The organism is Bradyrhizobium murdochi (assembly GCF_000472965.1).
GTDB lineage: Bacteria > Pseudomonadota > Alphaproteobacteria > Rhizobiales > Xanthobacteraceae > Bradyrhizobium > Bradyrhizobium murdochi.
Genome location: NZ_AXAU01000013.1, coordinates 167,088 through 179,950 on the forward strand (window position 1 = coordinate 167,088; position 12,863 = coordinate 179,950).

General features: G+C 62.2%; 10 protein-coding genes and 1 pseudogene. 8 read left to right on the forward strand and 3 right to left on the reverse strand.

Annotation, left to right across the window (positions count from 1 at the left end):
• The first annotated feature begins 23 nt into the window (after window positions 1–23).
• Together YUO_RS0123810 and YUO_RS0123815 are read left to right on the forward strand one after the other, a co-directional pair.
• Window positions 24–1,016, forward strand: a complete 993-nt coding sequence (locus YUO_RS0123810; RefSeq protein ID WP_035727427.1) for a L,D-transpeptidase family protein — start codon at window positions 24–26, stop codon at window positions 1,014–1,016.
• A 56-nt stretch (window positions 1,017–1,072) separates the two neighbouring features.
• Window positions 1,073–1,849, forward strand: coding sequence for a potassium channel family protein (locus YUO_RS0123815; protein WP_028349540.1), 777 nt, complete (start codon window positions 1,073–1,075; stop codon window positions 1,847–1,849).
• Window positions 1,850–1,865: 16 nt separating this feature from the next.
• On the opposite strand, the gene YUO_RS0123820 is transcribed toward YUO_RS0123815, so the two are convergent.
• On the reverse strand, window positions 1,866–3,080 hold the full coding sequence (locus YUO_RS0123820) for a serine hydrolase domain-containing protein (RefSeq protein WP_051379604.1): 1,215 nt from the start codon (window positions 3,078–3,080) through the stop codon (window positions 1,866–1,868).
• 372 nt (window positions 3,081–3,452) lie between these two features.
• On the opposite strand from YUO_RS0123820, the gene YUO_RS0123825 reads away from it, so the two are divergent.
• The 5 genes from YUO_RS0123825 (at window position 3,453) to YUO_RS0123850 (ending at window position 11,482) form a co-directional block, all read left to right on the forward strand.
• Window positions 3,453–4,694 (forward strand): SMP-30/gluconolactonase/LRE family protein, encoded by a 1,242-nt coding sequence (locus YUO_RS0123825; protein WP_028349542.1) that lies wholly within the window; start codon window positions 3,453–3,455, stop codon window positions 4,692–4,694.
• A gap of 713 nt (window positions 4,695–5,407) precedes the next feature.
• Entirely contained in the window at window positions 5,408–7,675 is a 2,268-nt protein-coding gene (locus tag YUO_RS0123835; RefSeq protein WP_028349544.1) for an acyl-CoA dehydrogenase, read from the forward strand.
• Window positions 7,675–8,958 carry an acetyl-CoA C-acetyltransferase gene (locus YUO_RS0123840; protein WP_028349545.1) on the forward strand — a complete coding sequence of 428 codons (1,284 nt, stop codon included), beginning with the start codon at window positions 7,675–7,677 and terminating at the stop codon, window positions 8,956–8,958. The genes YUO_RS0123835 and YUO_RS0123840 overlap by 1 nt, the downstream gene beginning before the upstream one ends.
• Before the next feature lie 2 nt (window positions 8,959–8,960).
• Window positions 8,961–11,057 carry a 3-hydroxyacyl-CoA dehydrogenase NAD-binding domain-containing protein gene (locus YUO_RS0123845; RefSeq protein ID WP_028349546.1) on the forward strand — a complete coding sequence of 699 codons (2,097 nt, stop codon included), beginning with the start codon at window positions 8,961–8,963 and terminating at the stop codon, window positions 11,055–11,057.
• A gap of 74 nt (window positions 11,058–11,131) precedes the next feature.
• Window positions 11,132–11,482, forward strand: coding sequence for an acyl-CoA thioesterase (locus YUO_RS0123850; RefSeq protein WP_141686447.1), 351 nt, complete (start codon window positions 11,132–11,134; stop codon window positions 11,480–11,482).
• Window positions 11,483–11,620: 138 nt separating this feature from the next.
• On the opposite strand, the pseudogene YUO_RS44940 reads toward YUO_RS0123850, so the two are convergent.
• A pseudogene (locus YUO_RS44940) lies at window positions 11,621–11,920 on the reverse strand (YMGG-like glycine zipper-containing protein); the annotation flags it as partial.
• Window positions 11,921–12,064: 144 nt separating this feature from the next.
• On the opposite strand from YUO_RS44940, the gene YUO_RS0123860 reads away from it, so the two are divergent.
• Window positions 12,065–12,253: a hypothetical protein gene (locus YUO_RS0123860; protein WP_028349548.1), complete on the forward strand. Its 189-nt coding sequence runs from the start codon at window positions 12,065–12,067 to the stop codon at window positions 12,251–12,253.
• Between the two features lie 25 nt (window positions 12,254–12,278).
• Here the strand turns inward: YUO_RS0123860 and YUO_RS0123865 are convergent, their stop codons facing one another.
• Complete coding sequence (locus tag YUO_RS0123865; protein ID WP_028349549.1) at window positions 12,279–12,734, reverse strand: nuclear transport factor 2 family protein; 456 nt, start codon at window positions 12,732–12,734, stop codon at window positions 12,279–12,281.
• Window positions 12,735–12,863 lie beyond the last annotated feature (129 nt).

Below are 12,863 nucleotides of genomic sequence, written 5' to 3' on the forward strand. Positions count from 1 at the left end.
CGTTTGTATTTCGGAGATTGCCGATGATCCGCTTGTTTGCCGGGCTGACCGTGCTCGCCTGCCTTGTCCACCCGGCCTTCGCAGGCCTCGATGCGGCGGCGGTCAACAACGCTGAGTTCAGGGGCAAGCCGCCGGCCAACGATAAGATCGATCCCACTGTCGTGAAAGCCCAGGTGCTGCTCGACCGCGCTAATTTTTCGCCGGGCGAGATCGACGGCAAGCTCGGCGAGAACGCCCAGAAAGCCTTGCGGGCGTTCGCCGAAGCCAAAGGCCTCATCGTCAACAAGCAGCCGCTGACCCCGGAGGTCTGGAGCGCTTTGATCGCGACCAGCGCGGATGCCATCATCGTCGACTACAAGATCGCAGCGGCAGACGTGAAGGGGCCGTTCCTAAAGAAGCTCCCCGCCAGGATGGAAAACATGAAACGGCTGAAGGCGCTCGATTACACCAGCCCGCGCGAGGCCATCGCCGAGAAATTTCACATGAGCGAGGCGCTGCTCGCGGCCCTCAACCCCGGCAAGAAATTCGACCAGGCCGACCAGACGATCTCGGTAATCAATGTAGTGGCGAAAGAGACGAAACCAATTGCAACCCGTGTCGAGGTCGACAAGAGCTCCCAGACCGTGAAGGCGTTCGCGAATTCAGACCTGATTGCCTTCTTTCCCGCAACCGTCGGAAGCGAGGAAAAGCCGACCCCGAGCGGCGTGCTCAAGGTGACCTCGATCGATGCCCGCCCGCACTACCGCTACAACCCGGATTACAAGTTCAAGGAAGTCAGATCCAGGCGCGCCTTCATGATCAAGCCCGGGCCGAACAACCCCGTCGGAACGCAGTGGATCGGACTTTCCGCGGAAGGCTACGGCATTCACGGCACGGCCAATCCGTCGAAGGTGAGCAAGGCGGAATCTCACGGCTGCGTGCGTCTCACCAATTGGGACGCCGACAGGCTGGCCAGGCTACTGAAGAAGGGCGTGGAGGTTGCTTTCATCGAGCGCGAGGTGGCCAACAGGAAGTGACGATGGTCGCCACCAACATCATTTGCAATGACGCATGTGAGCGGTGAATATGCGCCATGTCATCTGCCTCGCTCCAGAACAATGTCCGACAGCTCTACGTGGGTGCGACGCCGGAAGGCGTCCGTTTTCGCTACGCGCTGCTGACGTTCGATATCGTAACCGTCCTGTTCATCATCGCGACGTCGTTTTTCCCCTCCAACGACATCACGGAAATACTCGATGTCCTGTTCGGCATCGTGATCCTGGCGGATTTTTCCGCGCGGCTGCTCGTCAGCCGGCATCGAATGCTGGAGTTCACACGCTTCTCGACATGGACGGATGTCGTCGCGATCATTTCGTTCCTGGCGCCGCTGGCCGGAGAGGCCGGTGGTTTTCTGCGGATCCTGCGAACGCTGCGGCTGCTGCGCGACTATCAGATGCTGGTGCGGCTGCGCCAGGACAGTTCATTCTTCCGGCGCAACGAGGAAGTGATCTTCGCGGTGACCAATCTGGCGGTCTTCATATTCGTGATGACTGCGATCGTCTATGAGACCCAAAAATTCCGTAACCCTCAGATATCGAATTATGCCGACGCGCTCTATTTCACCGTCACCGCGCTGACGACGACCGGCTTTGGCGACATCACCCTGCACGGGACTGTCGGCCGCATGATCTCGGTCGTCATCATGATTTTCGGAGTCACCCTGTTTTTCAATCTTGCCCGCGCGCTGCTCTCGCCCAACAAGGTGCGATTTGCTTGTCCAACCTGCGGATTACAGCGCCACGACAGCGATGCGGTTCACTGCAAGGCCTGCGGTACGGTTTTGAATATTCCCGACGAAGGTTTGTCGTAGCGCGGCTGCCACCGGATCATTCGTCCGTGGCAAACGCGTCGTAAACCAGCTTCTTGAACGCGGGTGTGATGCGTCCACGTTCGTTCTGGGTCTGCTCCAGCAGGATGTAGATCATGTCCAGCTTCGGGTCGACACCGAAGTAAGTGCCGCTGCCGCTATCCCATTTGAGTTCGCCGATCGAACCCGGCGGCGGCGGTTTGGCATTTCCCGGATCGGTGCGCACGGCAAAACCATAGCCGTAGCCAAAGCCATCTCCGGGAAAGTAGTAATAATCCCGCGCGACGCCGGAGCCAGGCCCGATATGGTCTGACGTCATCGACTTGAATGCGGCTGGGCTAAGGTAGCGTTTGCCATCGAGTTGCCCGCCGTTGAGGATCATCTGGGCAAAACGGGCATAGTCGTTGAGTGTCGAGACCAACCCGCCGCCGCCGGATTCCCATTCCGGATGGGCACGGCGTTCAGCCTCCGAAAGTTTCAGGATGGTATCGCTTGGCAGCGGCTCCGCCATCCGCGCGCGTTCGTCGGCACTTTCCAGCACGAATTTCGTGCTGGTCATGCCGAGCGGATCGAAGATGTGCTGCTTTTCAAACTGATAGAGTGTCTGCCCGGATACGATCTCGATGATGCGTCCGAGGACGTCGGTTGAATGTCCGTAACGCCAAAGCGTGCCGGGTTGTCGTGCCAGGGGCAATCTGGCGATGCGATCGGCAAACACCTTGTTGTCGTAACGCCCATCGAAAAGGCCCGATTCCGAATAGGCCTTCATGATCAGCTTGCCGCCGATGTAATCGTACGTGATGCCCGACGTATGGCGTAGTAGATCCATGATGGTCACCGGCCGATCTGCCGGGACAAGCGTCAAAACGTTCTTGCCGTCAAGCGTGTCGGAACCGACAAGTACCTTCGCGTCAGCAAACGCCGGAATGAATTTGGAGGCTGGATCCGCGGGCGAGAGCTTGCCTGCGTCGATCAACATCATCGCCGCGACACTGGTGATCGGCTTCGTCATCGAATGAAGCGCAAAGATCGTATCTGATGTCATCGGAGCCTTGGTCTCGACATCCTGAACGCCGAAACATTTCAGATAGACCGGCCTGCCGTGCTGCTGAATCAATACGACGGCGCCCGGCAACCGCCCCGTTGCAACTTCGTTATTGAAAAATTCAGTGATGCGTTCGAGCTTGCTCGGAGACGGCGCGGGGACTTTGGCCGCTTGGTCGGCTGCTGCCATGTCCGTCCAGATTGCCAATGACAAGGCCGCAGCAAAAAGTCGTTTGCCGCGAGATCCAGCGTTGCAATGCAATATCTGCCGGCTCGGCGTCTTCATTTTGATTTGCCCCGCGGACCGACTGATTTGCCGGAGAATTCGACCAACTGTCGAATGACTAGCATGTCGCGCACTCTGTCGCCACGTGGGCAATTGCTCCCAAGCGCGATGATGGGCGCAGCCTCCTGACAGACATGCATTGGACGAGGTGATGCCATTTTCGGCTGCAAGCTTGAGCAGAGAGCAGAATCGAAGCTCTCGTAACCAGGTGCGGACTTGGTTAACCTCAGGTTGCCAGGCCGGATCAACGGCCGGCGAACAGATTGGGAGGATGCGATGACACGCCAGGAGCGGCGCGATCCAGAACAGCAGCGCGATCCAGAAGTGACGATTTCACGACGAACGCTTGTCCACGGCTTGGCCGCCTGCGCCGGCGCGACGGTGGCAGGAGCAAGCGGCGCGCTGGCCCAGACTGGTCCTGTGGCGCCGCCGTCAACAGTCACCAGCCCGCCGCGCGATTTCAGTCCGCGCGGTGCCCCCACCACCTATTTCTGGGACCCCGACATCATCGCCGTCGATCCATCCTTCAACAATCTCGCCCAGCCCAATACGGCGATCAAGCGCCTCTATACCGGCCTGTTGTGGGCCGAAGGCCCCGCCTGGAGCGCGCAGGGACGCTATCTCCTGTGGAGCGACATTCCCAATAACAGGCAGATGCGATGGTCGGAGGATGACGGTCATGTCAGCGTCTTCCGTACGCCGTCCAACAACAGTAACGGCAACTCGTTTGATTTCCAGGGACGACAGCTCTCCTGCGAGCATCTCACCCGGCGCGTCGTGCGCTATGAGCATGACGGCACCGCGACCGTGCTGGCTGATTCCTATAACGGCAAGAAGCTGAACTCGCCGAACGACGTCGTCGCGCATCCGGACGGCAGCTACTGGTTCACCGATCCGCCCTATGGTGGCATGCTCTATGAGGGTGAGCCTGACGTCGCGGGTGGGCCGAGCAATCCTGCCGGCAAGCTCAATCCGCGGATCGGTCAGCCGGCAGGCTTCGTGCCGGGCAAGCGCGAACTGCCGACCAACTGCTATCGCATCGATCCATCCGGCCGTGTCGACCTCGTCGTGACCGAGGAACAGGTGCCCGATCCCAACGGCCTCTGCTTCTCGCCCGACTACAAAAAGCTGTATGTCGCCTCTACCGGCAAGGGGCCGGGCGACACCGGTCCGGGCGGCAAGGGCGACATGTTCGTGTTCGACGTCGGCACCGACAACAAGCTGACCAACCACAAGCGGTTCAGCGATTTCATGGTCGACGGCGTGAAGTGCGGACCGGACGGCGTGCGCTGCGACGTCAACGGCAATGTCTGGTGCTCCAGCAATGCCGGCCGCGCCGTCGGCTACAGCGGCGTGACGGTATGGTCCCCGGAGGGCAAGCTGATCGGCCGCATCCGTTTGCCCGAAGTGTGCGGCAACATCTGCTTCGGCGGCCCCAAGCGTAACCGCCTGTTCATGGCCGCGAGCCAGTCGCTCTACGCCGTGTACACGGCAACGCAGGGTGCCGGTCCGGGCTGATCGGCTAGCCTTGCTCACGACGTCATTCCGGGCCCTCGCTTCGCGAGCCCCGGAATGACGAGAGGGCGATTCATTAAAATTTGCTGCAAATTGGCAACCGCCAACCAACCGCTCCGGCAAAAGTTGGGCACGCTTAAACTGAGCGTTTATTGCGAACGGACCACCCTTCTTCGCAGGAAGGGACTCGTCCACCAATGCCCATATTCAAATATTTTACCATCGTAGGATCGACACTGCTCATATTCCTGTTTGTTTCGAACGCTTACCTCACCGACGACGAAAGCAATTTGCGCTTCGATGGATCGCTATACGGGAGCGCGCTTTACGCGCCTCGCGTGGCAGAAACCCAAGCGACCACGGAGCTTCGCTTTACCCGCGATGTCACGCCTGCCGTTCGCGTCAGGGAAGTATTTGCCGTGTTCGTCCCCAATGAGCGACGCCGCAACAAGCGGGATTCATAACACCGGTGCGCCCGCGGTTGAGACCGATGGGCACTCCGGAGCGGCATCCCTCCGGCGACGTTGCCGGTCTCTAAGCGACAGATAATGCAGGCATTTTGGAACGGGCCCGGGCCTCCGCCGTTATCTCCAAGTTCAGTTTCGCTTCATTTCCCGATGCGAAGCGTCTCCGAAACCCGTGCTTTTCAGCTAGGATGAACCCATGTTTGGTATAGGTGAGGCGAGACGTTGCGTCCCGATCATGAGGAGGTCGCCATGAGCTTCCGCCGCGATTTCATTAGCAAACCGATCTTCGCTTTCGCGCGCGGCGCTATGCCCGCGATGTCCGATACCGAGCGCGAGGCGCTGGAGGCGGGCGATGTCTGGTGGGACGCCGATCTCTTCACCGGCAATCCGGATTGGTCGAAATTGCTGGCTGTCGCGCCGGCGACGCTGACTGAAGAAGAAAAGGCCTTCCTCAACGGTCCCGTCGACGAGCTTTGCGCCATGCTCGACGAGTGGAAGATCAATTGGGAATGGCGCGACCTTCCGCCGGAGGTATGGTCCTTCATCAAGCGCCACAAGTTCTTCGGCATGATCATTCCGAAGGAATTTGGCGGGCTCGGCTTCTCGCCTTATGCGCATTCGGAAGTGGTGCGAAAGCTTTCGTCGCGCTCGCTGACCGCAGCCGTCACCGTGATGGTGCCGAATTCGCTCGGACCCGGCGAGTTGTTGATGCGCTTCGGTACCAAGGAGCAGCAGGATAGATGGCTGCCGCGGCTCGCCGAAGGCGCCGAGATTCCTTGCTTCGGCCTGACCAGCCCTGAAGCCGGCTCGGACGCGGCCTCGATGGTCGACACCGGGATCATCTGCAAGGGCAATTTCGAGGGCCAGGAAGTCATCGGCCTGCGCCTGAACTGGCACAAGCGTTACATCACGCTCGGTCCCGTCGCGACGCTGCTCGGTCTCGCTTTCAAGGCCTATGATCCCGATCATCTCGTGGGCCAGCAGGAAGAGCTCGGTATTACGGTCGCCCTGATCCCGACCCATCTGCCCGGCGTCGAGATCGGCCGCCGCCATCTGCCGGCGATGCAGATGTTCCAGAACGGTCCGAACTGGGGTCGCGACGTGTTCATTCCGATGGACTACATCATCGGAGGGCAGGAGCGGCTGGGCCAGGGCTGGAAGATGCTGATGACGGCATTGGCTGCTGGCCGCGGCATCTCGCTGCCGTCGCTGTCGGCCGCGGGGGCGGCGTATGCGGCGCGCACCACCGGCGCCTATGCCCGCATCCGCGAGCAGTTCGGCATCTCCATCGGCAAATTCGAAGGCATCGAGGAGCCGCTCGCGCGCATCGCCGGCACCGCCTATCTGCTCGATGCCGCGCGGCGGCTGACCTGCGCGGCGCTCAACCAGGGGCATCATCCCGCCGTCATCTCCGGCATCATGAAGCTGCACGCCACCGAGCGGATGCGGATCGTGATCGACGACGCCATGGATATCCATGGCGGCAAGGCCGTGATCGACGGACCGCAGAACTACATGGGCAGCCTCTATCGCGCGGTGCCGGTCGGCATCACCGTTGAAGGCGCCAATATCCTCACGCGAAATCTCATCGTGTTTGGGCAAGGTGCGATCCGCGCTCATCCATTCCTGCTCGACGAAATGAATGCGCTGGGTGAAGCCGATCGTGCTAAGGGCTTGGAAGCCTTCGACAAGGCGTTCTGGAGTCATGTCGGCCACAGCTTCAAGACCATGTTCCGTGCCTGGGCCAGGTGCTGGACCTTCGGCCTGTTTGCGCCAGCGCCCGATGCCGGCGAGGCGACGCGGTTCTACCGCCAGCTCTCGCGCTACTCCGCAGGCTTCGCGCTGTGCGCCGACATGGCGCTGTTGACGCTTGGCGGCGCGCTCAAACGCAAGGAAATGCTCTCGGCCCGGTTCGGCGACATTCTGTCCGAACTGTATCTGCTGTCCGCCGCACTAAAGCGCTGGCAGGACGAGGGACGGCAGAAGGAAGATTTCGCCGCGCTCGAATGGTGCATGGCGAGCGGCTTCAAGACCATCGAGAACCGCTTTGCCGAAATTCTGGCCAACCTGCCGAACCGGTTTGTCGCTGTGATCCTGAAATTCCTGATCCAGCCGTTCGGTGCGCGCGTGCTCGGCCCGTCCGACCGCGTCGTGCATCAATGCGCGCAGCTCGTGCTGGAGCCATCGGCCGCGCGCGACCGGCTCACCTCCGACCTGTCAGCCGTCGATGATGATGGCGGCATCGCCCGGCTGGAGAAGGCGTTCCGGCTGGTGGCGGCTGCGGACGACGTCGCAAAGCAGATGCGCGCCGCGCGGCTGCATGACTGGAAAGAGGCGGTGAAAAAGGGTGTCATCACTCAGGCCCAGGGCGAGAAGCTGCAGGCTGCACATGAAGCCGTTGCCAAGGTGATCGAGGTCGACGATTTCGCGCCCGAGGCGTTGTCGCCGATTTACAGCAAGGGGGCCGACGTGCATCAGTTCTTCCAGGAACTGGGTGAACAGAGGGCTGCAAGCTGATGGCGCGACCGGTCTTTATCGTCGACGGTAGCCGGACGCCGTTCTTGAAAGCGCGCTCCGGCCCCGGGCCCTTCACGCCGGTCGATCTCGCCGTGCAATGCGGCCGACCGCTGTTGGCGCGGCAATCCTTTGCGCCATCGGCGTTCGATCAGGTCATTCTCGGCTGCGTCAACGTCATCGCCGACGAGATGAATCCGGCCCGTGTCGCCGCGCTGCGGCTCGGCATGGGCGAGAAGATGGTCGCCTTCACCGTGCAGATCAATTGCGGCTCCGGCATGCAGTCGATCGACACCGGCTATCGTTACATCCGCGAGGGCGTCTCCGACCTGATCCTGGCAGGCGGCGCCGAAGCGCTGAGCCATGCCCCGCTGGTCTGGCCGCAACAGGGCGTGCGCTGGTTCGCAGGGCTTGCAGGGGCAAAAGGCATCGGCGCGAAAGTTATGGCGGCGCTGAAAGTGAAGCCCGGCTATTTCAAGCCGATCATCGGGCTTGAGCGCGGCCTGACCGATCCCATCACCGAACTCAATATGGGTCAGACCGCCGAGGTGGTCGGCCATCTCTTCGGCATCACCCGCGCGCAGTCGGATGCCTATGCTGCCGAAAGTCACAAGCGACTCGCAAAGGCGCAATCGCAGGGCTGGCTCAAAGACGAAGTAGAGACCGCATTCGCGCGCGACGGAAAGTTCTACGACCACGACGACGGCGTGCGGCCGGACTCGACACCGGAGAGCTTGGCAAAGCTGAAGCCGGTGTTCGAGCGTCCGTGGGGTAAGGTCACCGCCGGCAATTCCTCGCAGATCACCGATGGCGCGTCCTGGGTGATCCTGGCTTCCGAAGAGGCCGTCGCCAAGCACGGCCTGACGCCGAAGGCGGTCATCCTCGACAGCCAGTGGTCGGCGCTCGATCCCGGCATCATGGGTCTCGGGCCGGTGCTGTCGGCGACGGAGCTTCTCAAGCGCAACAAGCTGACGCTTTCCGATATCGAGAGCTGGGAATTGAACGAGGCGTTTGCGACCCAGGTACTGGGCTGCCTCGCCGCCTGGAACGACGAAAAATTCTGCAAGGAGATTCTCGGCCTCGACGGCGCGGCAGGCGAGCTCGATCAGACAAAGTTGAACGTCGATGGCGGCGCGATCAGCCTCGGCCATCCCGTGGGCTGCAGCGGCAACCGCATCGTGCTGCATTTGGTCAACGCCATGAAGCGATTGGGCACCAGGCGCGGCATCGCCACCGAATGTATCGGCGGCGGGCAGGGCGGCGCGATGTTGATAGAGACGGTGTGAGCATGGATAGCCAGATCATGAACGTTCTCGGCGATCGCGTGCTCGAACTCGGGCCGAAGCCTGGCGCTGAGGGGCCGTACAAGAATTTCAGGCTGACTCGCGATGGCGACGGTGTCGCTTGGCTCTTGTTCGATCGCGAAGGCACCAGCGCCAACACGCTGTCCACCGACCTGATCGAGGAGCTCAGCAAAATCTTGTCCGAGCTGGAAACCGCGCGGCCCACCGGTCTCGTCATCCGCTCCGCCAAAAAATCCGGCTTCATCGCCGGCGCCGACGTCAACGCGTTTCGCGGCGCCTCTGATGCGGCCGCCGTCGAGGCCGAGATCGGCCGCGCGCATGCGGTGATCGATCGGCTCGAAGCCCTGCGGATTCCGAGCGTGGCCGTGATCCACGGCTTCTGCCTCGGCGGCGGCCTCGAAATGGCGCTGGCCTGTCAGATGCGGATCGCGATCGAGGACGCGCGGTTTGGCTTCCCCGAGGTGATGCTCGGCCTGCACCCCGGTCTCGGCGGCACCGTGCGCTTCACGCAGCTTGTCAATCCGATGCAGGCGATGCCGCTGATGCTGACCGGCAAGACCATCGATTCCCGCCGCGCAAAATCGCTCGGGCTGGTCGATGCCGTGACGCAGGAGCGGCATGTCTTGAATGCTGTGAAGGATGCCGTGTCCGGCCGCTTAAAGCGCGCGAAGCCCGGACTGCTGAATAATCTGCTCAGTCTCGGCTTCGCCCGGGGGTTCCTCGCCTCGCGCATGCGCCGCGAGGCCGGCAAGGCGGCGCGCGAGGAGCATTATCCCGCGCCCTATGCGCTGATCGATCTCTGGGAAAAGCACGGCGGCGACCGGCGCGCGATGCTGAATGCGGAGAAAGCGTCTTTCGCCAGACTGATGGTGACGCTGACCGCGCAGAACCTGATCCGCGTGTTCTTCCTGCGCGAGCAGATGAAGAAGTTCGCGGGATCCGGCAATAGGATCGAGCATGTTCACGTCATCGGCGCCGGCGCCATGGGTGGCGACATCGCGGCCTGGTGCGCCGGCCAGGATTTGCGGGTGACGCTCGCCGACATGAAGCCGGAGCCGATCGCAGGCGCAATCAAGCGCGCCGCCGATCTCTACGGCAAGATCCTGCGCAAGCGGACTGCCGTGCGCGATGCGCTGGACCGGCTGATGCCGGACATGCAGGCCGAGGGCGTCCGCAACGCCGATCTCATCATCGAGGCGGTGCCGGAAAAGCTGGAGCTGAAGCAGAAGGTCTATGCCGACCTCGAACCGAAGATGAAGCCCGGCGCGATTCTTGCCACCAACACGTCGAGCATTCCGCTGCAGGACCTGCGCACCACGCTGCAAAAGCCCGAGCGGCTGCTGGGGCTGCACTTCTTCAATCCGGTCTCGCGGCTGCAGCTCGTCGAAGTCGTCAGCCATGACGGCACCGACGCGCAACTCTTGAGGGAAGCGCTCGCCTTCGTCGGCGCCATCGACCGCCTACCGCTGCCCGTAAAGTCGTCGCCCGGCTTCCTCGTCAACCGCGCGCTGACGCCCTACATGCTGGAAGCGATGCTGATGCTGGACGAGAAGATCGATAAGACAGTGATCGACGCCGCCGCGAAAAAGTTTGGCATGCCGATGGGGCCGATCGAACTCGCCGACCAGGTCGGCCTCGACATCTGTCTCGATGTCGGCGACATGCTGCGCTCGAAGCTCGGTGACGGGCTTCCGCCGACGCCGGCCTGGTTGCGTGAGAAAGTTGCCAGAGGCGAACTCGGCCGTAAGACGGGCAAGGGCTTTTACACCTGGAAGGGCGGCAAGGCCGATACCTCATCCGGCCTGCCCGCGACATCGGAACCCTCGGCGGAAATGATCGACAGGCTGATCCTGCCGATGTCGAATGTCTGTGTCGCCTGCTTGCGCGAAGGTATCGTCGACGATGCCGACGTGGTCGACGGCGCCGTCATCTTCGGTACCGGCTACGCGCCGTTCCGCGGCGGTCCCCTGAACTATGCACGAACCCGAGGGATTGAGAACGTGGTCTCGACACTGCGGGCGCTCACGGAAAAATTCGGCGGAAGATTTGCTCCGGATGCCGGTTGGGAGAATTTCAAGTGAATGAACCCCGTCTGCACGCGCCGGTCTCGACCGAAACCGAGACCCGCGGTGATCTCTGCATTCGCACGCTGGCGATGCCGGCCGACACCAACGCCAATGGCGACATCTTCGGCGGCTGGCTCTTGAGCCAGATGGATATCGGCGGCGGCGTTTTCGCTTCCAAGATCGCGAAATCGCGCACGGTGACGGTCGCGATCGAGGCGATGAATTTCCGCAAGGCCGTCTATGTCGGTGACCTCGTTTCAGTCTACGCCAATCTGGTGCGGGTCGGGCGCACCTCGATCACGGTGCATCTCGAAGCCTGGGTCGTGCGCCGCAAGGAGTTGCAACAGATCCTCGTGACCGACGGCAACTTCACCTACGTCTCGATCGACGACAACGGCCGTCCGCAGCCGGTCAGCCCGGACGGCGTGATCAAGACCTAGCGATTACGGGCAAGGACGCTCGTAGCCGTCACGACCGATGAAGGTGCCGCGGCGCGGATCATAGGTCTGCGAGCGCATGCAGCGCGGCGTGTCGTCGTAGTACCGGGGCGGCGGCGGTGCGTATTGCGCCTGGACGCCACAGTAACGCGGCGAAACTGCGACCCAGCCGTCAGGCTGCTCCACGTAGCAGCCGCCTTGATACCAGCGATAGCCGCCGGGCCGCGGCTCGCCCTGGGCGCCGATCGCAGCACCCGTCGTCGCCCCGACGATGGCGCCAACCGCCGCACCGCGGCCGCCGCCGAGCGCGCCGCCGACAATGGCGCCCGCCGCACCGCCGAACAGCGCGCCGCCTAGCGTGCTTTCCTGCGCCGCCGCCTCTTGGAGCGGTGCGCAAGCTGCAACGGCGACCAGCATCGAGAGCGCGAATTTCGGCATCATGTCAGTTCTCCAGCCATTTGAACGATTCGCCAGCGTGTTCCGCGACCAGCTTTGGCATAGGTTGGCCTTGCGGCGCAACGGCGGAAGCAGGAACAATTGGCCGTGCAACCGGTTGTAGGCCCGGAATAAATCTGAGGCTGGGCCATGTCGGACACCTACATCATTGAGGTCGGCTCGCAGCCGGCAGGGATTATCGTGCGCGCTCCCGGCGGCTATCAGTTCTTCGCCGCCTCGCACCGTTTCAACCAGTTGGAAGGACAGATATTTCGCAACGCGCGCGAGGCCGAGCGCGCGGCCTACCGTCTCGTCAACGGGATGACGCTGGCGGCGTAACCCGACAGCGCCGATCTGCCGGCGGTCAGAGCTTGGTGGCCGACCGCGACAGCAGCTTCCAGTCCGAGCCCTGTTTCTGCCAGTTCATCAGGACGTGCAGGTTCTGCGGCGTCTTCTTGCCGTCGGTGAACTCCTGCTCGCCGACGAAGTTGAAGCGCACGATGGCCGCCGGGCCGACGACACGGATGGTGGGGTTCTTGTATTCAAGCGAGGTCCATTTGTATTTCGCATTCTTGACGCCCGCCAGCAGCGCCGCCTTGTCGTCGACAGACCCGCTGGAGTGGCTGTAGCTGAGTTCTTCCGCGCAGAGCGGGGCGATCCCCTCGGCATCGCCGGCCGCCTGCGCTGCACGGAAGGCTTCGACGTTCTTCGCGATGGCATCCTCGTCCGCGCCGGCAAAAGCGGGCACCACGCTCATGAGCCCAACCCCAAGCCCAAGTGCGAGCACGGGCAAGGCGAGCTGACGGCGATTGATCTTCATGGTTTCCTCCATTCGTTTCTGGTTATGATCACAGTGTTGCAGCCACAAATTGCTTTGTCGAGCGGCCGCGCCTGGTGCGGCTCGCATGGCTTCGGGCGCGGCTGCCTTAACCAGGATTTGTTGTTTCGC

What these genes read in the sequence shown, in the direction of transcription:
- YUO_RS0123810 (WP_035727427.1), top strand. Translation starts at nt 24, where the DNA reads ATGATCCGCTTGTTTGCCGGGCTGACCGTGCTCGCCTGCCTTGTCCAC.
- YUO_RS0123815 (WP_028349540.1), top strand. Translation starts at nt 1,073, where the DNA reads ATGTCATCTGCCTCGCTCCAGAACAATGTCCGACAGCTCTACGTGGGT.
- YUO_RS0123820 (WP_051379604.1), bottom strand. Translation starts at nt 3,080, where the DNA reads ATGGCAGCAGCCGACCAAGCGGCCAAAGTCCCCGCGCCGTCTCCGAGC.
- YUO_RS0123825 (WP_028349542.1), top strand. Translation starts at nt 3,453, where the DNA reads ATGACACGCCAGGAGCGGCGCGATCCAGAACAGCAGCGCGATCCAGAA.
- YUO_RS0123835 (WP_028349544.1), top strand. Translation starts at nt 5,408, where the DNA reads ATGAGCTTCCGCCGCGATTTCATTAGCAAACCGATCTTCGCTTTCGCG.
- YUO_RS0123840 (WP_028349545.1), top strand. Translation starts at nt 7,675, where the DNA reads ATGGCGCGACCGGTCTTTATCGTCGACGGTAGCCGGACGCCGTTCTTG.
- YUO_RS0123845 (WP_028349546.1), top strand. Translation starts at nt 8,961, where the DNA reads ATGGATAGCCAGATCATGAACGTTCTCGGCGATCGCGTGCTCGAACTC.
- YUO_RS0123850 (WP_141686447.1), top strand. Translation starts at nt 11,132, where the DNA reads ATGCCGGCCGACACCAACGCCAATGGCGACATCTTCGGCGGCTGGCTC.
- YUO_RS0123860 (WP_028349548.1), top strand. Translation starts at nt 12,065, where the DNA reads ATGTCGGACACCTACATCATTGAGGTCGGCTCGCAGCCGGCAGGGATT.
- YUO_RS0123865 (WP_028349549.1), bottom strand. Translation starts at nt 12,734, where the DNA reads ATGAAGATCAATCGCCGTCAGCTCGCCTTGCCCGTGCTCGCACTTGGG.